Annotated in this window: 30 protein-coding genes; 25 read left to right on the top strand and 5 right to left on the bottom strand. The window is 67.8% G+C overall.

What is annotated here, in order from left to right; translation table 11 throughout:
• The first annotated feature begins 39 nt into the window (after positions 1-39).
• From bioB to MFM001_RS13340, 3 genes are read left to right on the top strand one after another with little or no spacing between them, the layout of a single operon-like run.
• Positions 40-1,074: a biotin synthase BioB gene (bioB, locus tag MFM001_RS13330; RefSeq protein ID WP_116375735.1), complete on the top strand. Its 1,035-nt coding sequence runs from the start codon at positions 40-42 to the stop codon at positions 1,072-1,074.
• A gap of 13 nt (positions 1,075-1,087) precedes the next feature.
• Positions 1,088-1,315: a hypothetical protein gene (locus MFM001_RS13335; RefSeq protein WP_116375736.1), complete on the top strand. Its 228-nt coding sequence runs from the start codon at positions 1,088-1,090 to the stop codon at positions 1,313-1,315.
• Complete coding sequence (locus MFM001_RS13340; RefSeq protein WP_192886931.1) at positions 1,312-1,938, top strand: DUF2567 domain-containing protein; 627 nt, start codon at positions 1,312-1,314, stop codon at positions 1,936-1,938. The genes MFM001_RS13335 and MFM001_RS13340 overlap by 4 nt, the downstream gene beginning before the upstream one ends.
• Here MFM001_RS13340 and MFM001_RS13345 read toward each other — a convergent pair.
• The gene (locus MFM001_RS13345; RefSeq protein WP_116375738.1) at positions 1,904-3,241 is read right to left on the bottom strand and encodes a lipase family protein; all 1,338 of its coding nucleotides are present in this window, start codon (positions 3,239-3,241) and stop codon (positions 1,904-1,906) included. The two genes, MFM001_RS13340 and MFM001_RS13345, sit on opposite strands and share 35 nt — an antisense overlap.
• A gap of 42 nt (positions 3,242-3,283) precedes the next feature.
• Complete coding sequence (locus MFM001_RS13350) at positions 3,284-3,976, bottom strand: NUDIX domain-containing protein (RefSeq protein WP_116375739.1); 693 nt, start codon at positions 3,974-3,976, stop codon at positions 3,284-3,286.
• A gap of 50 nt (positions 3,977-4,026) precedes the next feature.
• On the opposite strand from MFM001_RS13350, the gene nadA reads away from it, so the two are divergent.
• The 3 genes from nadA to nadC are packed head-to-tail and all read left to right on the top strand — an operon-like array spanning position 4,027 to position 7,501.
• Entirely contained in the window at positions 4,027-5,079 is a 1,053-nt protein-coding gene (nadA, locus tag MFM001_RS13355; protein ID WP_116375740.1) for a quinolinate synthase NadA, read from the top strand.
• Positions 5,076-6,644, top strand: a complete 1,569-nt coding sequence (locus tag MFM001_RS13360; RefSeq protein ID WP_116375741.1) for an L-aspartate oxidase — start codon at positions 5,076-5,078, stop codon at positions 6,642-6,644. Before nadA ends, MFM001_RS13360 begins: the two co-directional genes overlap by 4 nt.
• Positions 6,644-7,501, top strand: a complete 858-nt coding sequence (nadC, locus tag MFM001_RS13365; RefSeq protein WP_116375794.1) for a carboxylating nicotinate-nucleotide diphosphorylase — start codon at positions 6,644-6,646, stop codon at positions 7,499-7,501. Before MFM001_RS13360 ends, nadC begins: the two co-directional genes overlap by 1 nt.
• On the opposite strand, the gene MFM001_RS13370 is transcribed toward nadC, so the two are convergent.
• Complete coding sequence (locus tag MFM001_RS13370) at positions 7,458-8,282, bottom strand: AraC family transcriptional regulator (RefSeq protein ID WP_116375795.1); 825 nt, start codon at positions 8,280-8,282, stop codon at positions 7,458-7,460. The genes nadC and MFM001_RS13370 overlap by 44 nt on opposite strands.
• 91 nt (positions 8,283-8,373) lie before the next feature.
• On the opposite strand from MFM001_RS13370, the gene MFM001_RS13375 reads away from it, so the two are divergent.
• Positions 8,374-8,820, top strand: a complete 447-nt coding sequence (locus MFM001_RS13375) for an SRPBCC family protein (RefSeq protein WP_116375742.1) — start codon at positions 8,374-8,376, stop codon at positions 8,818-8,820.
• Positions 8,821-8,843: 23 nt separating this feature from the next.
• Here MFM001_RS13375 and MFM001_RS13380 read toward each other — a convergent pair whose 3' ends face one another.
• Entirely contained in the window at positions 8,844-9,254 is a 411-nt protein-coding gene (locus MFM001_RS13380) for a nitroreductase family deazaflavin-dependent oxidoreductase (protein ID WP_116375796.1), read from the bottom strand.
• Positions 9,255-9,316: 62 nt separating this feature from the next.
• Here MFM001_RS13380 and hisD point away from each other — a divergent pair, with 62 nt between their 5' ends.
• The 12 genes from hisD to MFM001_RS13435 all read left to right on the top strand — a co-directional run bounded on the left by hisD (position 9,317) and on the right by MFM001_RS13435 (position 19,264).
• Positions 9,317-10,618, top strand: coding sequence for a histidinol dehydrogenase (gene hisD / locus MFM001_RS13385; RefSeq protein WP_116375797.1), 1,302 nt, complete (start codon positions 9,317-9,319; stop codon positions 10,616-10,618).
• The gene (locus MFM001_RS13390; protein WP_116375743.1) at positions 10,615-11,739 is read left to right on the top strand and encodes a histidinol-phosphate transaminase; all 1,125 of its coding nucleotides are present in this window, start codon (positions 10,615-10,617) and stop codon (positions 11,737-11,739) included. Before hisD ends, MFM001_RS13390 begins: the two co-directional genes overlap by 4 nt.
• Positions 11,736-12,344, top strand: coding sequence for an imidazoleglycerol-phosphate dehydratase HisB (hisB, locus tag MFM001_RS13395; RefSeq protein ID WP_116375744.1), 609 nt, complete (start codon positions 11,736-11,738; stop codon positions 12,342-12,344). Before MFM001_RS13390 ends, hisB begins: the two co-directional genes overlap by 4 nt.
• The gene (gene hisH / locus MFM001_RS13400; protein WP_116375745.1) at positions 12,341-12,955 is read left to right on the top strand and encodes an imidazole glycerol phosphate synthase subunit HisH; all 615 of its coding nucleotides are present in this window, start codon (positions 12,341-12,343) and stop codon (positions 12,953-12,955) included. Before hisB ends, hisH begins: the two co-directional genes overlap by 4 nt.
• A gap of 2 nt (positions 12,956-12,957) precedes the next feature.
• Entirely contained in the window at positions 12,958-13,686 is a 729-nt protein-coding gene (priA, locus tag MFM001_RS13405; protein WP_116375746.1) for a bifunctional 1-(5-phosphoribosyl)-5-((5-phosphoribosylamino)methylideneamino)imidazole-4-carboxamide isomerase/phosphoribosylanthranilate isomerase PriA, read from the top strand.
• Between the two features lie 5 nt (positions 13,687-13,691).
• Positions 13,692-14,492: an inositol monophosphatase gene (locus MFM001_RS13410; protein ID WP_116375747.1), complete on the top strand. Its 801-nt coding sequence runs from the start codon at positions 13,692-13,694 to the stop codon at positions 14,490-14,492.
• 1 nt (position 14,493) lies between these two features.
• Positions 14,494-15,267 (top strand): imidazole glycerol phosphate synthase subunit HisF, encoded by a 774-nt coding sequence (hisF, locus tag MFM001_RS13415; protein ID WP_116375748.1) that lies wholly within the window; start codon positions 14,494-14,496, stop codon positions 15,265-15,267.
• On the top strand, positions 15,264-15,611 hold the full coding sequence (hisI, locus tag MFM001_RS13420) for a phosphoribosyl-AMP cyclohydrolase (protein WP_116375749.1): 348 nt from the start codon (positions 15,264-15,266) through the stop codon (positions 15,609-15,611). Before hisF ends, hisI begins: the two co-directional genes overlap by 4 nt.
• A gap of 286 nt (positions 15,612-15,897) precedes the next feature.
• On the top strand, positions 15,898-16,158 hold the full coding sequence (locus MFM001_RS13425) for a hypothetical protein (protein ID WP_116375750.1): 261 nt from the start codon (positions 15,898-15,900) through the stop codon (positions 16,156-16,158).
• Between the two features lie 174 nt (positions 16,159-16,332).
• On the top strand, positions 16,333-17,010 hold the full coding sequence (locus MFM001_RS24355) for a DUF732 domain-containing protein (RefSeq protein WP_142760696.1): 678 nt from the start codon (positions 16,333-16,335) through the stop codon (positions 17,008-17,010).
• A gap of 652 nt (positions 17,011-17,662) precedes the next feature.
• Entirely contained in the window at positions 17,663-17,935 is a 273-nt protein-coding gene (locus tag MFM001_RS24850; protein ID WP_238159158.1) for a hypothetical protein, read from the top strand.
• A gap of 45 nt (positions 17,936-17,980) precedes the next feature.
• On the top strand, positions 17,981-19,264 hold the full coding sequence (locus tag MFM001_RS13435; RefSeq protein ID WP_116375752.1) for an MFS transporter: 1,284 nt from the start codon (positions 17,981-17,983) through the stop codon (positions 19,262-19,264).
• A gap of 4 nt (positions 19,265-19,268) precedes the next feature.
• Here the strand turns inward: MFM001_RS13435 and MFM001_RS13440 are convergent, their stop codons facing one another.
• The gene (locus MFM001_RS13440; protein ID WP_116375753.1) at positions 19,269-19,733 is read right to left on the bottom strand and encodes a peroxiredoxin; all 465 of its coding nucleotides are present in this window, start codon (positions 19,731-19,733) and stop codon (positions 19,269-19,271) included.
• A gap of 62 nt (positions 19,734-19,795) precedes the next feature.
• Here MFM001_RS13440 and MFM001_RS13445 point away from each other — a divergent pair, with 62 nt between their 5' ends.
• The 6 genes from MFM001_RS13445 to lgt form a co-directional block, all read left to right on the top strand.
• Positions 19,796-21,325: an anthranilate synthase component I gene (locus MFM001_RS13445; protein ID WP_116375754.1), complete on the top strand. Its 1,530-nt coding sequence runs from the start codon at positions 19,796-19,798 to the stop codon at positions 21,323-21,325.
• Positions 21,318-21,920, top strand: a complete 603-nt coding sequence (locus MFM001_RS13450; protein ID WP_116375755.1) for a TIGR02234 family membrane protein — start codon at positions 21,318-21,320, stop codon at positions 21,918-21,920. Before MFM001_RS13445 ends, MFM001_RS13450 begins: the two co-directional genes overlap by 8 nt.
• 87 nt (positions 21,921-22,007) lie before the next feature.
• The gene (gene trpC / locus MFM001_RS13455) at positions 22,008-22,826 is read left to right on the top strand and encodes an indole-3-glycerol phosphate synthase TrpC (RefSeq protein WP_116375756.1); all 819 of its coding nucleotides are present in this window, start codon (positions 22,008-22,010) and stop codon (positions 22,824-22,826) included.
• Between the two features lie 41 nt (positions 22,827-22,867).
• Positions 22,868-24,136, top strand: coding sequence for a tryptophan synthase subunit beta (gene trpB / locus MFM001_RS13460; RefSeq protein WP_116375798.1), 1,269 nt, complete (start codon positions 22,868-22,870; stop codon positions 24,134-24,136).
• Positions 24,100-24,945 (top strand): tryptophan synthase subunit alpha, encoded by an 846-nt coding sequence (gene trpA, locus MFM001_RS13465; RefSeq protein WP_116375757.1) that lies wholly within the window; start codon positions 24,100-24,102, stop codon positions 24,943-24,945. The genes trpB and trpA overlap by 37 nt, the downstream gene beginning before the upstream one ends.
• A partial coding sequence (gene lgt, locus MFM001_RS13470; RefSeq protein ID WP_238159144.1) for a prolipoprotein diacylglyceryl transferase occupies positions 24,942-25,989 on the top strand: 1,048 nt, incomplete at its 3' end. The genes trpA and lgt, both read left to right, overlap by 4 nt.

The raw sequence follows: 25,989 nt of genomic DNA on the forward strand, positions 1-25,989 counted from the left end.
TTACCCTAACCTGAACACCGTTCAAGAAGGGAGCACCACGTGACTCAGGCGGCGACTCGGCCCAGCACCGACACCGACAGCACGGACATCTTGGCCGTCGCACGTCGGCAGGTGTTGGAGCACGGCGAGGGACTGAACCAAGACCAGGTGTTGGCCGTGCTGCAGCTGCCCGACGACCGCGTCGAGGAACTGCTGGCACTCGCCCACGAGGTGCGGATGGCCTGGTGCGGGCCCGAGGTCGAGGTCGAGGGCATCATCAGCCTCAAAACCGGTGGCTGTCCGGAGGACTGCCACTTCTGTTCGCAGTCCGGGCTGTTCGCCTCGCCGGTGCGCAGCGCCTGGCTGGACATTCCCAGCCTGGTGGAGGCGGCCAAACAGACCGCAAAGACGGGCGCGACGGAGTTCTGCATCGTGGCCGCGGTGCGCGGACCCGACGACCGGCTGCTGGCCCAGGTCGCGGCCGGCATCGAGGCCATCCGCGACGAGGTCGACATCCAGATCGCCTGCTCGCTGGGCATGCTGACCGCCGAGCAGGTGGAGCGGCTCTCGGCGATGGGCGTGCATCGCTACAACCACAACCTGGAGACCGCCCGCTCGTTCTTCACCAACGTCGTCACCACCCACACTTGGGAAGAGCGCTGGCAGACGCTGGAGATGGTGCGCGACGCCGGCATGGAGGTGTGCTGCGGCGGCATCCTCGGGATGGGCGAAACCCTCGAGCAGCGCGCCGAATTCGCCGCCAACCTGGCAGAGCTGAATCCCGACGAGGTGCCCCTCAATTTCCTGAACCCGCGGCCGGGCACCCCGTTCGGCGATCTGGAGGTGCTGCCGGCCAGCGAGGCGCTCAAGGCGGTCGCCGCGTTCCGGCTGGCCTTGCCGCGCACCATGCTTCGCTTCGCCGGTGGCCGCGAGATCACGCTGGGCGACCTGGGCGCAAAGCAGGGCATCCTGGGCGGCATCAACGCCGTGATCGTCGGCAACTACCTGACCACGCTGGGTCGCCCGGCCGAGGCCGACCTGGAGCTGCTCGACGATCTGCAGATGCCGATCAAGGCGCTCAACGCCAGCCTGTAGAAACACTGGTGTGATGGTCGCCGATCTGCCGGCCCCGATCGGAGCCGGTGTGTACAACGTCTACACCGGCGCGCCGGCGGGCTCGTCGTCGCCGACGGCGGCGCAGCTCGGTTTGGAGCCGCCGCGGTTCTGTGCCGAATGCGGCCGCCGCATGGTGGTGCAGATTCGCCCGGACGGCTGGTGGGCGAAATGTTCCCGGCACGGTCGCGTGGATTCGGCCGACCTGGAGGCGCAGCGATGACCGCGACTACGCCGCGCTTCTCGCGCAAACGGGCGACGATCGCGGTGGTCGCCGGGTTGGTGGCCACCGGTGTGCCGGTGGGTGCACTGTGGGCGTGGCTGGCGCCGGCGGTGCACGGCGTGGTGGCGCTGACCCGCGACGGCGATCGCGTGCACGACTACCTCGGCAACGAATCCGAACACTTCTTCGTCGCCGCGTTCCTGATGCTGGGATTGCTGAATGTCGTTGCCGTGGTGGCGGCGGTCTTGGTGTGGCAGTGGCGCGCCCACCGCGGGCCGGCAATGGTGTTCGCGATCTGCATCGGCATCGCGGGCGCCGCGTCCGTCGCCGCCGCGACGGGTGCGCTATTGGTGCACTTGCATTACGGCACAACCGATTTCGATGCTGCGCCGGTGACCGAGCACAACCGCGTCTACTACTTCACCGAGGCGCCGCCGGTGTTCTTCGGTCAGGCGCCGCTGCAGGCCGCCTGCACCCTGCTGCTTCCGGTGGCCACCGCCGCGCTGGTCTACGCCGTGATGGCCGCCGCGACCGCACGCGACGACCTCGGCGGTCATCCCGCCGTCGAACCGCCTGAGCCGGAGTCGGTCACAGCGGACGTCGGTGCACCGTCCGTCCCGTGATCACCTTTGCCGCGATCACGGCCAGCCGGGCCATGCCGGTATAAGTCGCGGGGTTGAACATCGTCGGCCATTTGGTCCTGGCGCGACGAGTGCTCACCGGGCGACCCGCGAACCGGTCCTGCAGCCAGCGCAGCGCCATCGGCGCGGACAGCGGATGCAGCAGGATGTGCTCGCAGAATGCGTCGCGGTGATAGGTGACATCGGTGCCGCCGGCCGAATAGGCGTCGGCCAGCTCGTCGATGTCCTCGACGGCGATCAGGTAGTCGTGGACCGCCTGCACGATCAGCACCGGCGGTGTCGGCACCGTGGTGCCGAGCTTGATGTTGTCGAAGACGTACTGGACCTCCGGCATCGCCAGAACCTGGTCCAGCGGGCGGTCGAGGTAGTCGCCCATGTCTTTGCGGGCCATCCGGATCACCGCTTGCGCGGTGGTCATCGACTCCAAGTCGCAGAGCAGCGCGCGGCCCTCGTCGTTGGTGTGCTCCTTGATGACCCGGTCCAGGTCGGGGTAGAGGTGAGCGAGGGCGGCCACGACCAGCGCGGGCAAACCGGAGAACAAACTGCCGTTGAGCTTGCGGAAGGTGTGGCCGAGGTCGCCGACGGGTGAGCCGAGCACCGCGCCGACGATGTCCAGCTCGGGCGCGTAGTCGGCGCAGACCTCGGCGGCCCAGGCGCTGGCCAGCCCGCCGCCGGAGTACCCCCACAACCCGACCGGCGCCGTCGAGGACAACCCCAGACGCTCGGAGTTGAAGGCCGCCCGGACGCCGTCCAGGATGCAGTAGCCCGGCTGGTAGGGGGCGCCCCAGATGCCGTGCGGACCCTCGTGGTCGGGGACCGACACCGCCCAGCCCTCCGCCAGCGCGGCGTTGACCAGCAGGAACTCCAGTTGAGCCAATGCGCCGACGGCTTTTGCGCCTCGCCGCAGCGCGTAGGACGGGAAGCAGCGGGATGCGACGGCATCGATGGCGCACTGGTACGACAGCAGCGGACACGCCTTGGGGTCCGCGTCTTGCGGCACGATCACGGTCGTCACCGTCGCCTCGGGCTGCCCGTTCATGTCCGTCGTGCGGTAGAGCAGCTGGGTTGCGGTGACACGCTGGGGGATCAGGCCCAGATACGCCAGCTCGACGTCGCGGGAGCGCAGCACGGTCCCGGGCACGGCGTGCTCGAAGCCGGGCGGCGGTTGGTAGAACGGGTCCTCGGACGGCAGGACGGGCCGGGCCTTGCGTTGCAGCTCCTCGTGAGGCGGGCGACCGATCCATTCGGCGCCGGTTGAGGTAGTCGCGAGGCTGGCAATGTCCATCGGGGCATTGTTACTTAAGAGGGCCCTAAGAATCCAGTCGACTCACCCGGGAGGTCGCAGCGCGGCGAACTCGTCGGTGACCCGCAGCTGCGAGTCGGTGAAGCGGTACAGCGCCGCCGGGCGTCCGCCGCTGCGCCCGGATTGCGCGATGGTGCCGGTCTGGGTGATGACGCGGCGACGGGCCAGCACCCGCTGCAGGTTGGTCGCGTCGACTTGGTAGCCGAGTGCGGCGCTGTAGATGTCGCGCAGCGTCGAGACCGCGAATTCCCTTGGCGCCAGCGCGAACCCGATGTTGGTGTAGGACATCTTGGCGACCAGCCGGGTGCGGGCGTGGGCCACCATCGGGCCGTGGTCGAACGCCATGGAGGGCAATGCGGTCACCGGATGCCAGCGGGTGTCGGGCGGCAGCTCGGGGGTGGCGGGGGAGGGCACCAGGCCCAGGAAGGTCGACGCGATCGTGCGGATGCCGGGCACCCGCGCCGGGTCGGAAAACACGGCGAGCTGCTCGAGGTGAGCGACCTCACGTAGATCCACCTTCTCGGCCAGCTGCCGCCGAACCGAAGTGGTCATGTCCTCGTCGTGGCGCAGCTGTCCGCCCGGCAGCGACCACGCGCCGCGGTACGGATCGCGCGCGCGCTGCCACAACAGCACGCTGAGCTGCGGTTTCCCGCTGTCGAGCTCGCGAACCTGGAACACGACGGCAAGCACCTCGTGCGCGGTGCTACCATGAATCACGTTTTCGATTGTAAGTCGAAAACCCGCCCGGGGCGAAAGGAACGGCGTTCATGACCGAAATCCTGAATCGCACTGATGCGCCGGCGGACGGCCTGATCGCCCGTGTCAGCGACTCACCCACTGGTTACACCGGCGTTGACGGCGACGAGCAATGGGCGGCGGAAATCCGCCGGCTGGCCGACCTGCGTGGCGCCACGATCCTGGCGCACAATTACCAGCTGCCCGCCATCCAGGACGTCGCCGACCACGTTGGCGACTCGCTGGCGCTGTCGCGGATCGCCGCCGCCGCGCCCGAGGACACCATCGTGTTCTGCGGCGTGCATTTCATGGCGGAGACCGCCAAGATCCTGAGCCCGGACAAGACCGTGCTGATCCCGGACCAGCGGGCCGGCTGCTCGCTGGCCGACTCGATCACTCCTGCGGACCTGCGGGCCTGGAAAGACGAACACCCCGGCGCCGTCGTCGTCTCCTATGTCAACACCACCGCGGCGGTGAAGGCGCTCACCGACATCTGCTGCACCTCGTCGAACGCCGTCGACGTCGTCGCGTCGATTCCCGAGGACCGCGAGGTGCTGTTCTGCCCCGACCAATTCCTCGGGGCGCACGTGCGACGGGTGACCGGCCGGCAGAACCTCCATGTGTGGGCCGGCGAATGCCACGTGCACGCCGGGATCAACGGCGACGAGCTTGCCGAGCAGGCCCGCGAGCATCCCGATGCCGAACTGTTCGTCCACCCCGAATGTGGTTGCGCCACTTCGGCTTTGTATCTCGCCGGAGAAGGAGCGTTCCCGGCGGACCGGGTGAAGATCCTGTCCACCGGCGGCATGCTCGACGCCGCCCGCGCCACCCGCGCCCGCGAGGTGCTGGTGGCCACCGAGGTCGGGATGCTCTATCAGCTGCGGAATGCGGCGCCCGGCACCGACTTTCAGGCGGTCAACGATCGGGCGTCGTGCAAGTTCATGAAGATGATCACGCCCGCGGCGTTGCTGCGGTGCCTGGTGGAGGGCGCCGACGAAGTCGACGTCGACCTCCAAACCGCTGCGGCGGCGCGACGCAGCGTGCAGCGGATGATCGAAATCGGTCAGCCGGGCGGCGGCGAATGACCCGCCTCTGGCAGCAACGGGCCGACGTCGTCATTGTCGGCACCGGGGTGGCCGGCCTGGCCGCCGCGCTCGCCGTCCATCGGGCCGGGAGGCGAGTCGTGGTGCTGAGCAAGGCCGACCGCAGGCCCGGCGTCACCGCCACCCACTACGCGCAAGGCGGCATCGCGGTGGTGCTGCCCGACAGCGACGACTCGGTGGACACCCACGTCGCCGACACGCTGGCGGCGGGGGCGGGCTTGTGCGATCCCGATGCGGTGACGTCGATTGTGGCCGACGGCTACCGCGCGGTGAGCGAATTAGTCGGTGACGGAGCACGATTCGACGAATCACAGCCCGGCCGATGGGCACTGACCCGAGAGGGCGGACACTCGCGGCGGCGGATCGTGCATGCCGGCGGCGACGCCACCGGCGCCGAGGTGCAGCGGGTGCTCGACCATGCGGCCGCGGCGCTGGATATCCGCACCAACCACGTCGCGCTGCGGGTGCTGCACGACGGCGTTGCGGTGACCGGCGTGCTGGTGAGCAACGCCGAGGGACTCGGCATCGTGCACGCGCCGTCGGTGATCCTGGCCACCGGCGGGCTGGGGCATCTCTACAGCGCGACCACCAACCCCGACGGTTCCACCGGCGACGGTATTGCGCTGGCGCTGTGGGCCGGCGTCGCGGTCAGCGACATCGAATTCATCCAATTCCACCCGACCATGCTGTTCGACGGCCAGGCCGGTGGGCGTCGACCGCTGGTCACCGAGGCGCTTCGCGGTGAGGGCGCGGTTTTGCTTGACGCGCACGGTGATTCGGTGACCTCCGGCGTTCACCCGATGGGTGATCTGGCACCGCGCGACGTCGTCGCTGCCGCCATCGACGCGCGGCTGCGCATGACCGGCGACGCCTGTGTCTATCTCGACGCCCGCGGCATTCCCGACTTGGCCACTCGGTTCCCCACCGTTACCGCGGCATGCCGGGCCGCCGGGATCGACCCGGTGCGCCAACCGATTCCGGTCGTGCCCGGCGCGCACTACAGCTGCGGCGGCGTCGTCACCGATGTCGAGGGGCAGACGGAACTGCCCGGCCTGTACGCCGCGGGAGAGGTGGCGCGCACAGGGATGCACGGCGCCAACCGGCTGGCGTCCAACAGCCTGCTGGAAGGTTTGGTCGTCGGCGGCCGCGCCGGAAAGGCCGCGGCTGCACACGCGGCGGCTGCCGGGCATCCGCACGCCACGCTGCCCGATGTGGCGCCCGCAACTGCGCTGGCGCGCAACGACTTACAGCACGTCATGAGCCGCGATGCGTCGGTGGTCCGCGACGCCGACAGCCTGCGGATGCTGACCTGCGCGCTCTCGACGGCACCGGTGCGGAACGTGGAGTGCCGCACCGACCTCGAAGACGTGGCATTGACCGTGACCGCCCGCGCGGTGGCGGCGGCCGCGCTGGCCCGCGACGAAAGCCGTGGCTGCCATCACCGCGCCGAATACCCCGATGCCGATCCCGTGCAGGCGCGCAGCGTCGTCGTTCGGGCGACCGAGGACAACACGGTGGCCGTTGAGGCGCCGGTTCCGGTGTGCTGATGGCCCTTTCGAACGCTGAGCTTGCCGAAGCCCGCGCCACGATCAGCCGCGCGCTCGACGAGGACCTGCGCTACGGCCCGGATGTCACGACGTCGGCAACCGTCCCGGCCGGCGCGACGACCACCGCGGCCCTGGTGACCCGAGAGCCGGGCGTGATCGCCGGCGTCGACGTCGCGCTGCTGGTGCTCGACGAGGTGCTCGGCGCGGACGGCTACCAGGTGCTCGACCGCGTCGACGACGGCGTGCGATTGCAGCCAGGGGCGCCGCTGCTGATGCTGAAGGCCGATACCCGTGGCCTGTTGACCGCCGAGCGGACCATGCTCAACCTGGTGTGCCACCTGTCGGGGATCACCACCGCGACCGCTGCCTGGGTCGACGCCGTGCACGGCACCAACGCGAAAATCCGAGACACCCGCAAGACGCTGCCCGGTTTGCGCGCTCTGCAGAAGTACGCGGTCCGCGTCGGCGGAGGAGTCAACCACCGGCTCGGCTTGGGCGATGCGGCGTTGATCAAGGACAACCATGTCGCGGCGGCCGGCTCGGTGGTGGCAGCGCTGCGGGCGGTGCGCGCCGCGGCACCAGATCTGCCGTGCGAGGTCGAGGTCGACTCGCTCGAGCAGCTCGACGAGGTCCTGGACGAAAAGGCCGAATTGGTGCTGCTGGACAACTTTCCGGTATGGCAGACACAAATTGCCGTGCAGCGCAGGGACTCTCGTGCACCGGAAACCAAGCTGGAATCGTCGGGCGGGCTGTCGCTGGAGAACGCGGCGGCTTACGCCGGCACGGGCGTGGATTACCTCGCGGTGGGTGCGCTCACTCACTCTGTCCGCGTGCTCGACATCGGTCTGGACATGTAGTTAGCGCCGCTCGGAGCTCCCGCGGCGTCTGGCCGACGTGCTCGCGCACCACACGGGTGAAATGCGGCTGGTCGGCGAATCCGAGAGTCGCGGCGATATCGGCCAGCGACAGGGCGTCGCGTCGCATCAGTTCGAGCGCTTGGCCGACCCGCACCCGGTTGCGATAGCGCGTCAGCGACACGCCCAGCTGTCTTGGGAAAGCCCTACTCAGCCGGTACGTCGATGTGTCGAGCAGCTCGGCGAGGGTGAACAGCCCACCGGCTGCGGGATGGCCGTCGTGGACGGCCGCCCGTGCTCGCTCCACCAGCCGCGCGTCGGAGGGAACCGGGCGATCGGTCAGCGGCGTGGACCGGTCGGTTGTCTGCCGCAGCGCGGCAGCGATCAACGCCAGCAGTTCCTCGGCGAGTTGGTAGTCGACGTCCGATCGTCGAGAAGCCAGCAGGCGGCGGTGCGCAAGCTCCATTTTGGCGTCGACGTACACCGTCGCACGGCGCGGTTCACCGACCAGCTGGCGCCACGATGCGGGGCTCAATTGCACCGAGGTACACACGTCGCCACCGTGCGGATGGGCGAACTGGTCGGTCTCGCCAGGCGCACCGAGGTATCCGACCGTCGGGTCGAGGTCGGCCGGCCCGTCGGCGCCACGCCGCCGAAACCGGCCGGACCGAACCACCACCAGCCGCCCGTCGACCGGTGACTCCATCGGCGACCATCCCGCATGGTCGGGCCGGCAGGTCCAGGCATGCAGGCTGAACTGCGGTCGGGCCGCGAGGGTCACCATCGACAGCACGGCGTGAGGTTAGCGCGCCAGTCCGACAACAACGCGCAAGAATCGTCAAGACCCGACGGCTGCGCGGCCCGAAACTGGCCGCATGGCATCCATAACCACGCAGATCGAGCTCGACGTCGACCCCGACCGGGCCTGGCAGGTGATCGGCGACTGGGCCGACGGGCCGGTTCGCATGGCGCGCGGCCACGTCGTCTCATCGGAGGCCGACGGCGCGCTGCGGGTGGTCACCTTCGCCAGCGGCACTGTCGCCCGGGAGCGCCTGGTCGCGCGCGACGACGCCGCGCGGCGGATCGTCTACTCCCTGATCGGCGACACCGTGCGACCCGAGCACGACAACGCCGTCATGCAAATCGTGCCGGACGGCGACGGGCGTTGCCGGTTCGTCTGGTCGCGCGACGTGTTGCCCGACGAGCTGGCCGCGCCGCTACATGCCGCAATGACGAACGCCGCCCCAATCATCAAGCGCACGCTGGAAGCTAGGCGCGAGTCAGAAGCCAGGGTCGTGATCTCCCGCGAACAACAGCCCTAGCTTCTGGTTGGCGGGCCGACTGGCTAGGCGATGTCGGCGACGAAGACGCCGACCCGACGCGCCTGCAGCCTCGCCAGCCACGGCAGGTCAGCGCCGTCGGAGCCGGCGGGCAGGATCCGCGGGTTGGTGAGGTGCACTGTCTTGCGGACGAAGCGCACGTCGGCCTCGCCGGCGGCCAGCACGTTCTTGACCCAGTCGGTCTTGCCGTGGCCCAGCGCGATCGCCAGCACATTGCCTTTGCGGTAAGCGGTCACGATCGTCTCGTACGGCTTACCCGACTTGCGGCCGCGATGCGTGATCGTCGCCATGCCCGGCAGATAGCGCGCGAACGGTCTGATCGCCGGGTTGAAGTACTTGACCTGAAAGCGTTCCAGCCAGGGCGGAAAGATCATCGGCACGCCCGGCGCACTGTTGGGTCGATCCTGTACGGACATGGCCGTCACTGTACCGGTCCGATAACCATTTGGCCTGCTCTGGGACAATGGTCCGTGTGAACGTGATGGCCCGCATCGACCTGCGCGGCACCGAGCTGTCGGCTGCTCGGCTGCGCACGGCGTTGCCGCGCGGTGGCGCCGACGTCGACGCCGTGCTGCCGACCGTGCGGCCCATCGTCGAGGCGGTCGCAGAGCGGGGCGCCGAGGCCGCGCTGGAGTTCGGTGAGTCGTTCGACGGTGTGCGGCCCGCGGCGGTGCGAGTAGCGGCCGCCGAGCTGGACGCCGCGTTGGCCGGACTGGACCGCGACGTGCTGGCCGCGCTCGAGGTGGCGATCGAGCGGACCCGGGCGGTGCACGCCGATCAGCGCCGCACCGACTCGACGACGGTGCTCGGCCCCGGCGCGACGGTCACCGAACGCTGGGTTCCCGTCGAGCGGGTTGGCCTGTATGTGCCCGGCGGCAACGCGGTGTACCCGTCGAGCGTGGTGATGAACGTGGTGCCGGCGCAGGCCGCTGGTGTCGGGTCGCTGGTGGTGGCCAGCCCGCCGCAGGCTGCGTACAACGGCCTGCCGCACCCGACGATCCTGGCCGCGGCCCGGCTGCTGGGGGTCGACGAGGTGTGGGCCGTCGGCGGTGCGCAGGCGGTGGCGTTGCTGGCCTACGGCGACACCGAATTGGATCCGGTCGACATGATTACCGGGCCGGGCAACATCTACGTCACCGCGGCCAAGCGGCTGTGCCGCTCGCGGGTAGGCATCGACGCCGAGGCCGGGCCGACCGAGATCGCCATCCTCGCCGATGACCTTGCCGATCCGGCACACGTCGCTGCTGACTTGATCAGTCAGGCCGAGCACGACGAGATGGCCGCCAGCGTGTTGGTGACCCCGAGTGCCGAGTTGGCCGATGCCACCGACGCCGCGCTCGCATTCCAACTGGAAACCACCGTGCACCGGAAAAGAGTGGATGCCGCGCTTCGCGGACCGCAGTCGGCGATCATCCTGGTCGACGACCTCGACGCCGGCATCCGGCTCGTCAATGCCTACGCCGCAGAACATCTGGAGATCCAGACCGTCGACGCGCCGGCTGTGGCGGCCCGGATCACCTCGGCCGGAGCGATTTTCGTCGGACCGTTTTCGCCGGTCAGCCTCGGCGACTACTGCGCCGGCTCCAACCACGTGTTGCCGACGGCGGGCTGCGCCCGGCACTCCAGCGGGCTGTCGGTGCAAACCTTCCTGCGCGGCATTCACGTCGTCGACTACACGGAGGCCGCGCTCAAAGACGTGTCCGGCCATGTCATTACGCTGGCCAAAGCAGAAGACCTGCCCGCGCACGGCGAGGCGATACGGCGGAGGTTCGAGCAATGACCGACCGCCCGACCCTCGACGACCTACCGCTGCGCGACGACCTGCGCGGCAAATCACCCTACGGTGCACCGCAATTGGCGGTCCCAGTGCGGCTCAACACCAACGAGAACCCGCACCCGCCGACCAAGGCGCTGGTCGACGACGTCGTGCGCTCAGTGCGTGACGCTGCAGGGGACCTGCATCGCTATCCCGATCGCGACGCGGTGGCGCTGCGCACGGATCTGGCCGCGTACTTGACCACGCAAACCGGTGTTGACCTCGGCGCCGAAAACCTCTGGGCGGCCAACGGTTCCAACGAGATCCTGCAGCAGTTGTTGCAGGCGTTCGGCGGGCCGGGTCGCAGCGCGATCGGGTTCGTGCCGTCGTATTCGATGCACCCGATCATCGCCGACGGCACCCGCACGGAATGGTTCCAGACGGTGCGTGCCGAGGACTTCAGCCTCGATGTCGACGCCGCCGTGGCCGCCGTCACCGAACGGCGGCCCGACGTGGTGTTCGTCGCCAGCCCCAATAACCCGTCCGGGCAAAGCGTTTCGCTGTCGGATTTGCGGCAGCTGCTGGACGTGACACCGGGGATCCTGATTCTCGACGAGGCCTACGGCGAGTTCTCGTCGCGGCCCAGCGCCGTGCAGCTGGTGCAGGAGTATCCGACCAAGCTGATCGTCACCCGCACGATGAGCAAGGCGTTCGCGTTCGCCGGCGGCAGGCTCGGCTACCTGATCGCGACGCCGGCGGTGATCGACGCCATGCTGCTGGTGCGGCTGCCCTACCACCTGTCGTCGATCACCCAGGCCGCCGCCCGCGCCGCGCTGCGGCACGCCGACGACACGCTGGGCAGCGTCGCCACGCTGATCGCCGAACGGGAGAGAGTCTCGGCGGCGTTGAGCGACATGGGTTTTCGAGTAGTGCCCAGCGACGCCAACTTCGTGCTGTTCGGTCAGTTCGCCGACGCGCCGACCGCCTGGCAGCACTACCTGGACGCGGGCGTGCTGATCCGCGACGTCGGCATCCCCGGATACCTGCGAGTGACCACCGGACTGGCCGAGGAGAACGACGCGTTCCTGGTGGCCAGCAAACAGCTCGCCGCCACCGAACTCGCCCAAACTTTAGGAGCGTCATGAGTCGTCACGCGCGGGTGGAGCGCAGCACCAAGGAATGCGACATCGTCGTCGAACTCGACCTAGACGGCACGGGCAAGGTCGAAATCGACACCGGCATCCCGTTCTACGACCACATGCTGACAGCGCTCGGCAGCCACGCCAGCTTTGACCTGAGCGTGCGCGCCAAGGGTGACGTCGAGATAGAGGCGCACCACACGATCGAGGACACCGCGATCGTGCTCGGGCAGGCGCTGGGTCAGGCTCTGGGCGACAAGAAGGGCATCCGGCGATTCGGGGACGCCTTCATCCCGATGGACGAGGCGCTGGCCCACGCCGTGGTCGACGTCTCCGGGCGGCCCTACTGCGTGCACACGGGCGAACCGGATCACTTGCGGCACTTCACTATTGCCGGCAACACCGTGCCGTATCACACCGTCGTCAACCGGCACGTCTTCGAAACGCTGGCCAACAACGCCCGCATCGCATTACATGTGCGGGTGCTGTACGGCCGCGACCCGCACCACATCACCGAGGCCGAATACAAGGCCGTCGCGCGCGCGTTGCGCCAGGCCGTCGAGCTTGACTCTCGGGTGACCGGAGTGCCGTCGACCAAAGGCGCCTTGTGAAATCTGTTGTCGTCCTTGACTACGGCTCGGGCAACCTGCGGTCGGCGCAGCGCGCGCTGGAGCGGGTCGGGGCCGCGGTAGAGGTCACGAACGATCTCGGTGCCGCCGCCTCGGCCGACGGCTTGTTCGTCCCGGGTGTGGGTGCGTTCGAGGCGTGCATGACGGGACTGCGGGGCATCGGCGGCGAGCGGGTGATCGCCGAACGCGTCGCTGCCGGCCGGCCGGTGCTGGGTGTGTGCGTCGGGATGCAGATCCTGTTCGCTCGCGGCGTGGAGTTCGGGGTGGAGTCCGTGGGCTGCGGCCAGTGGCCGGGCGCTGTCACCCGCATCGAGGCGCCGGTGATCCCGCACATGGGCTGGAACGTGGTGGCCGCCGCGCCCGGTACGGCGCTGTTCAAGGGGCTGAGCGCCGACGCCCGTTTCTATTTCGTGCACTCCTATGCCGCACAGCGCTGGGAGGGTGGACCCGACGCGCTGTTGACGTGGGCTACGCATCAGGTACCGTTCCTGGCCGCCGTCGAGGACGGACCGCTGGCCGCTACCCAATTCCACCCGGAGAAAAGTGGCGACGCCGGAGCAGCCGTGTTGAGCAATTGGGTTGAAGGACTTTAGTTATGCCATTGATTTTGTTGCCTGCCGTCGACGTGGTCGACGGGCGCGCGGTGCGACTGGTGCAGGGCCGCGCCGGCAGCGAGACCGAGTACGGCTCGGCGCTTGATGCCGCGCTGGGCTGGCAACGTGACGGTGCCGAATGGGTACACCTGGTCGATCTCGATGCGGCATTCGGGCGGGGCTCCAACCGTGAACTGCTCGCGGAGGTCGTCGGCAAGCTCGACGTGAACGTCGAACTGTCCGGCGGTATCCGCGACGACGACTCGTTGGCCGCTGCGCTGGCAACCGGATGCGCGCGTGTCAATCTCGGCACGGCGGCGCTGGAAAATCCGCAGTGGTGCGCGGCCGCGATCGCTTCGTATGGCGAGCGGGTGGCTGTCGGCTTGGACGTACAGATCATCGACGGCGAACACCGGCTGCGCGGCCGCGGCTGGGAAACCGACGGCGGCAACCTCTGGGATGTCCTGGAACGCCTTGACAGCCAAGGATGTTCGCGGTTCGTCGTCACCGACGTCACCAAGGACGGCACACTGACCGGCCCCAACCTAGATTTGCTGCGGGCCGTCACCGAGCGCACCGACGCCCCGGTGATCGCGTCCGGTGGAGTGTCCAGCCTCGACGACCTGCGCGCGATCGCCGGCCTCGGATGTGTCGAGGGCGCAATTGTCGGAAAAGCGCTCTACGCCGGCCGATTCAGCCTGCCGCAGGCACTGGCGGCGGTGGCGGAGTAGCCGCGATGGACCTCGAAGCGTTGGTGGCCCAGGCATCGGAGATCCTCGATGCCGCCACCGAGCCGTTCCTCGAGGGGCACCGGGCCGATTCGGCCGTCAGCAAGAAGGGCGACGACTTTGCGACCAAGGTGGATCTCGCCATTGAGCGCCAGGTCGTCGACGCGTTGACCAAGGCCACCGGAATCGAGGTGCACGGCGAGGAATTCGGCGGCGCGGACGTCGACTCGTCGTGGGTGTGGGTGCTCGACCCGGTCGACGGGACATTCAACTACGCCGCGGGGTCGCCGCTGGCGGCGATCCTACTGGGGCTGCTGCACGACGGCGATCCGGTTGCGGGCCTGACCTGGCTGCCGTTCACCGGCGAGCGTTACACCGCGGTCGTGGGCGGGCCCTTGATGAAAAACGGTGTGCCGCAACCGCCCTTGGAGCACACGGAGCTGGCCGAGTCGGTCATCGGCATCGGCACCTTCAACGTCGACTCGCGGGGCCGATTCCCGGGACGCTACCGGCTGGCGGTGCTGGAGAACCTGAGCCGGGTGTCGTCGCGGTTGCGCATGCACGGCGCCACCGGCATCGACCTGGCCTATGTCGCCGACGGGATCCTCGGCGGCGCAATCAGTTTCGGCGACCACGTGTGGGACCACGCAGCCGGGGTGGCGCTGGTGCGGGCCGCCGGCGGCATCGTGACCAACCTGGCCGGCGAACGGTGGACCCCCGAGTCGCGCTCGGCGTTGGCCGCCGCACCCGGCGTGCACGCCGAGATGCTCGAAATCCTGCGCCGCACCGGCAAACCCGAGGACTACTGAGATGAGCTTGGCGGTCCGGGTGATTCCCTGTCTTGACGTCGACGACGGACGGGTGGTCAAGGGCGTCAACTTCGAGAACCTGCGGGACGCTGGTGATCCCGTCGAACTGGCCGCGGCCTACGACGCCGAGGGCGCCGACGAGCTGACCTTTCTGGACGTGACCGCCTCGTCGTCAGGGCGCGCCACCATGCTGGACGTGGTGCGCCGGACCGCCGAGCAGGTCTTCATCCCACTCACCGTCGGCGGCGGTGTGCGCTCAGTGGCCGACGTCGACGTGCTGCTGCGGGCGGGGGCGGACAAGGTGTCCGTCAACACCGCCGCGATAGCGCGGCCCGAGCTGCTCGCCGAGATGGCGCAGGCTTTCGGATCGCAATGCATCGTGTTGTCCGTTGACGCCCGCACGGTGCCGCCAGGTTCGCCGCCCACGCCGTCGGGCTGGGAGGTCACCACGCACGGCGGGCGGCGCGGCACCGGCATCGACGCCGTCGAGTGGGCGGTCCGCGGCGCCGAGTTGGGGGTGGGGGAGATCCTGCTGAATTCGATGGACGCCGACGGCACCCAGGCGGGCTTCGACCTGGCGATGCTGCGGGCGGTGCGTGCAGCGGTGACGGTTCCGGTGATCGCCAGCGGCGGCGCGGGAGCTGCCGAGCATTTCGCACCAGCGGTGGCGGCTGGTGCCGATGCGGTGTTGGCGGCCAGCGTCTTTCACTTCCGGCAGCTGTCCATCGGGCAGGTGAAGGCGGCGATGGCCGCCGAAGGGATCACCGTGCGATGAGCCTCGACCCGGACATCGCCGCCCGACTCAAGCGCAACGCCGACGGGCTGTTCACCGCCGTCGTGCAGGAGCGCGGCAGCGGTGACGTGCTGATGGTCGCCTGGATGGACGACGCCGCGCTGGCCCGGACGCTGGAAACCCGTGAGGCGACGTACTTTTCGCGGTCGCGGGGTCAGCAGTGGATCAAAGGCGCCACCTCGGGCCACACCCAGCACGTGCATTCGGTGCGCCTGGACTGCGACGGCGATACCGTGCTACTGGTTGTCGACCAGGTCGGCGGTGCATGCCACACCGGTGATCACAGCTGCTTCGATGCCGACGTGTTGCTGCAACCGGAGGACTGACCGGAGCGACGGTGCGGTTCGTGCGCTGTCGGGATTTGACGTGCGGTTCTCGGGCCCGCAGGCGTCGCTCATCGAAGGTTCAATGCAGCGGTGGTAATCCTGGCCATGATTGCATGGTTAAAGCCGTGAACTGCCAAAATGGTGCCCGCGCATGGGTATAGTTTGGGATTCGCCGCCTTTTTCGGTAGCTGCAAGGAGACTGCGATGCAATACAAGTGCGCCTTAAATGGCTAACCAATTCTCCCAGGTACCCGCACCGTATGGACGCGATGAGTATGGGCGGCCAATGTCCGACAAAAGCCGGGTGGCTGCTGGTGGACTTCAACTGCTCGGTTTCTTCATAGTGCCGGGTGTCGGTCGCCTCTACCTGGGCTATACGGCGATAGGTGCGACCCAACTCATCCTGTGGGTGGTGGGGATCGCCACGACGATCCTGTTCATCGGCTTCGCGTTGATCCTCGGTGTGGCGATTTGGTCGCTCGTTGACGGCATCATCATCTTGTCGGGCAGCGTGCGCGATCCGCAGGACCGGGTGCTGAGAAGCTGAACTCAAGTGGGCCGCGTGCAAGGCTCGATCAGGTTGATGCCCGTGAAGCGCGAGGGCAGATCCGGGTGGTAGCAATTTGGGGTGCGGCACCGTTTAGGCGCGATCTGCTCATAGCGCAGTGGTGCGGTAACGCGTCACCATAGATCGATTCTTCCAGGCACAGGCGGAAATCAAATGGCAGCAGACGACGAAAACGCCGAGACGGAGGCCAGCCCTACCCAGGCTGCTGACGCCGAACCGCTTGCGTGGTCGGACGAGACCAGCTCTCAACCCGTTGTGGATTACGTTGAGCCGCCGCGCTCGCGTGGCGTCCTACTCAAAGCCCTGGGCCCCGCGGCGGCTGTGGTAATTGGGGCTATCGCGGTGGTGATGTTGACGCCGAACCATCATCAGGCATCACCACCAGAGCAAGTGCAACCACCGACTTCGCGGGCCGCGCCATCGCCTGCGCGGCAGGCACCACCACCTGCGCCGGTCGCACCGAGCACGCCATCTCCGTCGACGACACCCGCGCCCGCATCTTCAGTCACCTTCCACAAGCCGTACACACCGTTGTATGGCCTCGACTCCCAGTTCCCGAACGGTCCGCCAGGTTTGAATCGCGACCTTGACGAGCAGTTCTTGTCGACCCTCCGAGAACGCCAATACACGGTCGAGACCTTGAGTGGCAGGACGAAGTTGTTTCAATCAGCTGACTTCACATGCACAAAAATGAGCCAGGGCAATGAAGAGTCGACACGAGCCGCAGAGCAAGTTTGGGTGATCGACCAGCTTACGCCAGTATGGGGAATGGATTCGCTGTCTGCTATCAAGATCGTAAACGCGGCCATTGATGTTTATTGTCCGGCTTAGCCGGTGCCTGCGCACGGGGGTCGCAGCCCGGCTGTCCCTGAGCAATCCTCTGGAGCGCTCCGCCAATGCCCCGCCGGCTCATGCCCAGGCGGTGAGCAATCTTTCTTGTGTACTCCACCCCTTGGCAGCCAGCGCGACGATCAGCCGGTCGCGCTCTGCCGCGGTTAGAAACGGCTGGCCTGTTCACGCTGTCGATTCTTCAGGTTCCTCGGGAACCTTGGCGCTTCTGAGCTCAAGCACAACTGTTGCCAGGCGCCAAATCCGTTGTGTCGCAATGGCAGAGTGGCCGGCGGCTGCCAGGGGGTCGAGGTGACACGGGGACGAACTACCCGCTCGGCCGGCGCCACCCACGAGCGCGCGAAACATTTGAGGTGCGGTATGGGGTCTCCCGCGAAGGTGTGTCCCCAGGCAGCGACCCTCTGGGGCCAGACCGCTCGACCGCGACAGGGAGCGAGGTAGCCTTGCTCGTAATCCGCGTGTCGCGCGCAGCGGGGACGCCTGGCTGCCGCTAATTCCATCGATCAGTCAACGGATATGCCAGCACGCTGGCGTAAAACTCCAACCCCTTTGGATCTCCTCCTATCCTGTCCGGTGCGCCGTGAAACGGGCGATCGCAATTTCGGCGCTTGTGGCATCGGTGGCGCAAGCGCCAATGGCTGGCCCCAAGCACCCTGCGGGCCAGGCAAATCGATGGCTCCGCTGCTTGCTCGCGCTTGGCTGCCGGTACGGAGGACCCGTTATTAGCATTTGCGATGGACCCGTCCAGCCTGACGGCACCTGGCAACGTTGCGTGGCAGTTGCCCAGTTGATGTATCGCGGCGCCAGTTCCTACCTTGTGCCTGACAAGCCCTGCGGTGTGATGGGTCCTGACCAGCACTCTGGGGATCTCGCCTTCGCCGACCCATCGACGCACATCGACGACTGAACCTTCGCATACCAACCCGTCGGCCGTGGCGCGCCGACTATAGGGTTGGTGACCGTGCGAAAGTCCCCGTTGCTGTCATGGGCGCTCTGGGATTGCGGTGCGACGGGCCTGAATGCGCTTGTCATCACGTTCGTTTTCCCCGTGTACTTGACCGCCTCGGTGGGAGCCGGCGGCGGTACGTCGCCAACGAGTTCGCTTGGCCGGGCGATGACCGTTGCTGGCGTCATCGTCGCCCTGTGCGCCCCGATGACAGGGAGCTGGATCACCGACCCTCGGCGACGCCGCCACGTGCTGACCTCGCTCACCGTGGCTGTCGTGGTGCTGACCGCGGCGATGAGTTTGATCCGCGACGACCCCCGCTACCTTTTGCCCGGCCTGGTCCTGCTGGCCTCCACTGCAGCCTGCGGCGACCTGGCCTCCGTCCCATACAACGCGACCCTGCGGCTGATCTCCACGCCCGAAACCTCAGGCAAAATCTCCGGGTTCGGCTTGGCTGCAGGCTATGTCGGAAGCGTGGCCTTGCTGTTGACGGTGTATGTCGGCTTCATCGCGGGCGATGGGTCCACCGCTGGCGCGCTGGGTATTTCGACCGCCGACGGTCTGAACGTGCGGATGGCGATGCTGCTGACCGCGGCATGGTTTCTGCTTTTCGCGCTGCCACTGTTGATTTGGGCGCCTAAGCCACCGGCCATACCGGACCGTCAGGCAGCGTTGGGCGCCGCTCGCCAGCTCTGGGCCGATCTTGTCGCCGAATGGCGCCGCGACCGCAACGTCGTCTACTACCTGCTGGCCAGCGCCGTGTTCCGGGACGGGCTGTCAGGCGTATTCGCGTTCGGCGCCGTGTTGGGCGTCAACGTCTATCGCATCTCGGCGGCCAATGTGCTGCTGTTCGGTGTGATGGCCTGCACTGTCGCGGCCCTCGGCGCGGTGCTCGGTGGTCTGCTCGACGAGCGCGTCGGATCCAAGACCGTCATCCTCGGCTCGCTGGGTTCGATGATCGCCGTCGGGCTGACACTGCTCATACTGTCGGGGCCGCTGGCGTTCTGGGTGTGCGGCCTGCTGCTATGTCTGTTCATCGGCCCGACGCAGTCGTCGGCGCGTGCTCTGCTGCTGCAGATGACCGCCGACGGCAAGGAGGGATTGGCCTTCGGGCTCTATACCACCACCGGGCGAGCGGCGGCCTTCCTCGCGCCGTCGATGTTCTTCGCTTTCATCGATCTCTTCGGTGCCGACCGAGCGGGCCTGGGCGGTCTTTTGGTCGTGCTGACGGCGGGACTGCTGGCCATGCTGCCCATCCGCGCGCGGCGTGCTGAATCTGTAGCGGCGTAAGAGGCTACGCCGACGACCGCGCCCGCAACGTCGCCAACGCCTTGTCGGCGTGTGAGTTGAAATTGAACTCGCTGCCGATCACGTCGAGCACCTTACGGTCGGTGTCGATCACGAACGTCGTGCGCTTGACCGGCATCAGCTTGCCGAGCAGTCCGCGCTTGACCCCGAACTGCGCGGCGACGGTCCCGTCGGCGTCGGACAGCAACGGGTAGTCGAAGCTGTTCACACCGGCGAACTTGGCCTGCTTGTCCACCGCGTCGGTGCTGATCCCCACGCGCTGCGCGCCCACGGCGGCGAACTCGTCGGCCACATCGCGGAAGTGGCACGCCTCGCGCGTACAGCCGGGCGTCATAGCCGCGGGGTAGAAGAACAACACGACCGGGCCGTCGGCCAGCAGAGTGCTCAACTTGCGCGGCGTTCCGTTCTGGTCGGGAAGCTCGAAGTCAGGCGCGGTGTCACCGGTTTTCATGGGCGTCACGCTACGCCGGGGGTGACTGCGGCGCCGGACAAGATGCCTTGGAAGATGGGGGGATGCCCGCCGACCTCGCCACCACCTCGCGCGAGGACTTCCGCCTGCTCGCCGCCGAGCATCGGGTTGTCCCAGTGACCCGCAAGGTATTGGCCGACGCCGAGACCCCGCTGTCGGCCTACCGCAAGCTGGCCGCCAACCGGCCCGGCACCTTTTTGCTCGAGTCGGCCGAAAACGGGCGGTCCTGGTCGCGGTGGTCGTTCATCGGCGCCGGCGCGCCGTCGGCGCTGACCGTGCGCGACGGCCAGGCGGTTTGGCTGGGCGCCGTTCCGCAAGACGCACCCACCGGTGGCGACCCCCTGGAGGTGTTGCGCGCCACCCTGGAGCTGCTTGCCACCGCGGCGCTGCCGGACCTTCCGCCGCTGTCGGGCGGCATGGTCGGCTTCTTCGCCTACGACCTGGTGCGACGGCTGGAGCGGCTGCCCGAACTGGCCGTCGACGATCTGCAATTGCCCGACATGCTGCTGCTGCTCGCCACCGACCTGGCGGCCGTCGACCACCACGAGGGCACCATCACGCTGATTGCCAACGCGGTGAACTGGAACGGCACCGACGAGCGCGTCGACGAGGCCTACGACGACGCGGTCGCGCGCTTGGACGTGATGACTGCGGCGCTGAGCCAGCCGCTGCCGTCGACCGTGGCGACCTTCACCCGTCCGGAACCCAAGCACCGCGCCCAGCGCACCGTCGAGGAATACGGCGCGATCGTCGAGCGTCTGGTCCACGAGATTGAGCGCGGTGAAGCGTTTCAGGTAGTGCCGTCGCAGCGTTTCGAGATGGACACCGACGTCGAGCCGATCGACGTCTACCGCATGCTGCGGGTGTCGAACCCAAGCCCCTACATGTATCTGCTGCATGTTCCGAATGATGCTGGGGGAACAGCCTTTTCGATCGTCGGCTCCAGCCCCGAGGCGTTGGTGACGGTGCACGACCAGTGGGCCACGACGCATCCGATCGCCGGGACCCGCTGGCGCGGGCAGACCGACGAAGAAGACGTCTTGCTGGAAAAGGAGCTCCTGCACGACGAGAAGGAGCGCGCCGAGCATCTGATGCTGGTGGACTTGGGCCGCAACGATCTTGGCCGGGTCTGCGTGCCGGGCACCGTGCGCGTCGAGGATTACAGCCACATTGAGCGCTACAGCCACGTCATGCATCTGGTGTCCACGGTGACTGGGATGCTCGCCGAGGGCTGTACCGCACTCGACGCGGTGACCGCGTGTTTTCCCGCGGGCACTTTGTCCGGCGCGCCGAAAGTACGGGCGATGGAGCTGATCGAAGAAGTGGAAATGACCCGCCGCGGCCTCTATGGCGGCGTGATCGGCTACCTCGACTTCGCCGGCAACGCCGATTTCGCGATCGCCATCCGCACCGCGTTGATGCGCGACGGCACCGCCTACGTGCAGGCCGGCGGCGGGGTAGTGGCCGACTCCAACGGCCCCTACGAGCACACCGAGGCGACGAACAAGGCCCGCGCGGTGCTGGGCGCGATTGCCGCCGCCGAGACACTGACCGCCCCGGAGATCCATGGTTAAGCGGCGGCTAGCTCAGACGCTGCTCGTGATTGCCGCGGTCGGGCTATGGGTCGCGTCCCGGTTCCCCTGGGTTGCAATCCAGTCGTTCGACGGGCTGGGCCAGCCGAAGACTGTCACGCTCTCCGGCGCATCGTGGTCGACGGCGCTGCTGCCGCTGGCGATACTGCTGCTGGCCGCGGCCGTCGCGGCGGTGGCGGTGCGCGGCTGGCCGCTGCGGCTGCTGGCGGTTCTGGTGGCTGCCGCAAGCTTCGCGGTCGAATATCTGGCCGTCAGCCTGTGGGTGGTCCGCGACGTGGCGGCCCGAGGCGCCGACCTGGCGCACGTGTCGCTGCTGACGCTGGTCGGCAGCCAGCGCTATCACACCGGCGCCGCGATCGCCTTGGCGGCCGCAGTTTGCACGCTGGCCGGCGCCGTCCTGCTGATGCGATCTGCCGCCTCGGGCGACGCCACCAAATACGTCGCACCCGCGGCCCGACGCGCCCAAGCGCAGCGCGAAGACGGCCCCATGTCGGAGCGGATGATCTGGGATGCGCTCGACGAAGGCCGCGACCCAACGGATCGATCACAATCCGACTCCGACACCGAGGGTCGGTGACGAAGCGCGCGCTGACGGTCGCTACCCTTCGATGGACATCGTCAAATTGACGTCACGGCGGGGTCACAAGGGGAAGGACCGACACGCATGAGTTCGGCAACCGTGCTCGACTCCATCATCGAGGGAGTTCGCGCCGATGTTGCCGCCCGTGAAGCCGTCGTCCCGCTGGCCGAGGTCAAGGCCGCTGCCGAGGCGACGCCAGCGCCCCTCGATGTGATGGCGGCACTGCGCGAGCCCGGCATTGGTGTCATCGCCGAAGTCAAGCGAGCCAGCCCGTCCGCGGGCCGGCTCGCGTCGATTTCCGACCCGGCCAAACTGGCCCGCGCCTACGAAGACGGTGGCGCGCGCGTCATCAGTGTGGTCACCGAGCAGCGGCGTTTCAACGGGACGATCGACGATCTCGACTCGGTGCGCGCCGCCGTCAGTGTGCCGGTGTTGCGCAAAGACTTTGTGGTGGGCCCATATCAGATTCATGAGGCGCGTGCGCACGGCGCCGACATGCTGCTGCTGATCGTTGCGGCACTTGATCAGCCGGTGCTGGAGTCGATGTTGGAGCGCATCGAGTCGCTTGGCATGACCGCCCTGGTCGAGGTGCACACCGAGGAAGAGGCCGACCGGGCACTGAAAGCGGGGGCGCGGGTCATCGGGGTCAACGCTCGCGACCTGAAAACGCTGAAAGTCGACCGGGATTGCTTCGCGCGCATCGCACCTGGGCTTCCGACCGACGTGATCAGGATCGCCGAATCCGGCGTGCGCGGCACCGCTGATCTGCTCGCCTACGCCGGCGCCGGCGCCGACGCGGTGCTGGTCGGTGAGGGCCTAGTCACCAGCGGTGATCCCCGCGCGGCCGTCGCCGACCTTGTCACCGCGGGGAGGCATCCGTCTTGTCCGAAGCCAGCCCGCTAGATTCGTCGCGCGGCGACCCGCTGCGCCCGGCTCCGCCGCGCTTGCGATCGCCGCTAGACGGCCCGGAACTTCCACGTTCCAGCGCTGCCATCGCCGAACCGACCAGCCACGACCCCGATTCGCGCGGCCACTTCGGCGTGTACGGCGGCCGGTTCGTGGCCGAGGCGCTGATGGCCGTGATCGAAGAAGTCACCACCGCCTACGACAAGATCCGCACCGACCAGGGCTTCCTGGACACCCTCGACAAGTTGCAGGCCCGCTACACCGGTCGGCCATCCCCGTTGTACGAGGCCGCGCGACTGCGCGAGCACGCGGGCGGAGCGCGGATCTTCCTCAAGCGAGAAGACTTGAACCACACCGGTTCTCACAAGATCAACAATGTCCTCGGCCAGGCGTTGCTGGCGCAGCAGATGGGCAAGACGCGGGTGATCGCCGAGACGGGCGCCGGCCAGCACGGAGTGGCCACCGCCACCGCCTGCGCCCTTCTGGGACTCGACTGCGTCATCTACATGGGTGCCGTCGACACCGCGCGGCAAGCGCTCAACGTCGCGCGCATGCAGCTGCTCGGCGCCGAGGTGATCTCCGTCGAGTCGGGTTCGCAAACGCTGAAAGACGCGATCAACGAGGCATTCCGGGATTGGGTCACCAACGCCGACAACACCTACTACTGCTTCGGCACGGCGGCCGGGCCGCATCCGTTCCCGACGATGGTCCGCGACTTTCAACGGGTCATCGGGCTCGAGACCCGGGTACAGATCCAGGATCAGGCCGGGCGGCTGCCTGACGCTGTCACCGCCTGCATCGGCGGAGGATCCAACGCCATCGGGATCTTCCATGCGTTCCTCGACGATCCCGGAGTTCGGCTGGTCGGGTTCGAGGCGGCCGGCGACGGGGTCGAAACCGGAAGGCACGCAGCGACATTCAGCGGCGGCTCGCCCGGCGCATTCCAAGGGTCGTTCTCGTATCTGCTGCAAGACGACGACGGCCAGACCATCGAGTCGCACTCGATTTCGGCCGGCCTGGACTATCCCGGTGTGGGCCCGGAGCATGCCTGGCTCAGAGAGACCGGGCGTGCCGAATACCGGCCGATCACCGATGCCGAAGCGATGGACGCGTTCCGTCTGCTGTGCCGCACGGAGGGCATCATCCCGGCGATCGAATCGGCGCACGCGGTGGCCGGCGCACTGCAGCTCGGTATCGAAATGGGCAGCGGCGCAGTCATAGTCGTGAACCTGTCCGGTCGGGGCGACAAGGACGTCGAAACTGCGGCGAAGTGGTTCGGCCTGCTCGACGACAAGGACCGCTCGTGATCGTGGAGCAGAGCGAAACAAGCCGGCTGGCAGACCTTTTCAGCTCATGCCGGCAGGACAACCGGGCGGCCTTGATCGGCTACTTGCCGACCGGTTACCCCGACGTTCCGACGTCGGTCAGCGCGATGACCGCACTCGTCGAATCCGGTTGCGACCTCATCGAAGTCGGTATCCCGTATTCGGATCCAGGTATGGACGGCCCGACCATCGCGACGGCGTCGGAGGCCGCGCTGCGCGGGGGTGTGCGCGTCCGTGACACCTTCGCGACCGTCGAGGCGATCAGCGCGGCCGGTGGCCATGCCGTCGTGATGACCTACTGGAATCCGGTGCTGCACTATGGGGTTGACGCGTTCGCGCGAGACCTGGCGGCGGCCGGTGGACATGGTCTGATCACGCCGGACCTCATTCCCGATGAGGCCGACGAGTGGTTCGCGGCCTCAGACAAACACGGGCTGGATCGCATCTTCCTGGTCGCGCCGTCGTCGACGCCGCAGCGACTGGCCAAGACGGTCGAGGCGTCACGCGGGTTCGTCTACGCCGCATCGATCATGGGCGTCACCGGTGCTCGCGACGTGGTGTCACAGGCGGCACCCGAACTGGTGCGTCGGGTTCGGGCAGTTTCGGACATACCTGTCGGGGTTGGTCTGGGCGTGCGCTCGCGTGAACAGGCGGCGCAGATCGCCGGCTACGCCGACGGTGTCATCGTCGGCTCGGCGCTGGTATCGACGCTGGCCGACGGCATCCCTGCGCTCCGCGCGCTCACCGAAGAACTCGCCGCCGGTGTGCGGCAAAGGATTTCCTCACCATGACGACGACCGTGCTTGCCTACTTTCCCAGCCCGCCACGCGGCGTGTGGCACCTCGGGCCGGTTCCGATCCGCGCTTACGCGTTGTTCATCATCATCGGCATCGTGGTCGCCCTGGTGATCGGTGATCGCCGCTGGGAGGCCCGGGGTGGCGAACGCGGCGTCATCTACGACATTGCCCTGTGGGCCGTCCCGTTCGGGCTGCTCGGCGGACGCCTGTATCACCTGGCCACGGATTGGCGGACATATTTCGGCGAGGGCGGCGCGGGACTCGGCGCGGCGGTGCGAATCTGGGACGGCGGCTTGGGGATCTGGGGTGCGGTAGCCCTGGGCGGCGTCGGCGCGTGGATGGGCTGTCGCCGTCGCGGCATCCCGCTTCCTGCGTTCGGCGACGCGATAGCACCCGGGATCGTGCTAGCACAAGGAATCGGCCGGCTCGGGAACTACTTCAACCAGGAGCTTTTCGGCCACGAGACGACGCTGCCGTGGGGCCTGGAGATTTTCTATCGGCGCGATCCGGCGGGATTTGTCGACGTGCATTCTCTAGACGGTGTGTCGACCGGACAGCTTGCGATGGTTGTGCAGCCGACGTTCCTCTACGAATTGCTGTGGGACGTCCTGGTATTCGTCGTGCTGATCTGGTTGGATCGACGCTTCAGGATCGGGCACGGCAGGCTGTTCGCGCTGTACGTTGCCGGTTACTGCGTCGGGCGGTTCTGTATCGAGTTGCTGCGCGACGACGCCGCTACCCACATTGCTGGCATCCGAATCAATTCGTTCACATCGACTTTCGTGTTCATCGGCGCGGTGGTCTACCTCATTCTGGCCCCCAAGGGTCGTGAAGATCCGACCACTCTCGGCGGGACCGCCGCCGCCGAACCCGAGCGGGAGCCGGCGCTCGCTTCGGTCGGTGCCGTATCGGCCGCCGATGAAGCCTCAACGGCCGCAGCGCCTGCCGCCGAGGAGACCGCCGACGCGGAAACTGAGGCTGTGCCGGTAGAGGCCGAGGCCGAACCGGAAGCGGAAGCGCCCGAAGCTGAATTGGCCG

This window comes from Mycobacterium sp. MFM001 (assembly GCF_003402475.1).
GTDB lineage: Bacteria > Actinomycetota > Actinomycetes > Mycobacteriales > Mycobacteriaceae > Mycobacterium.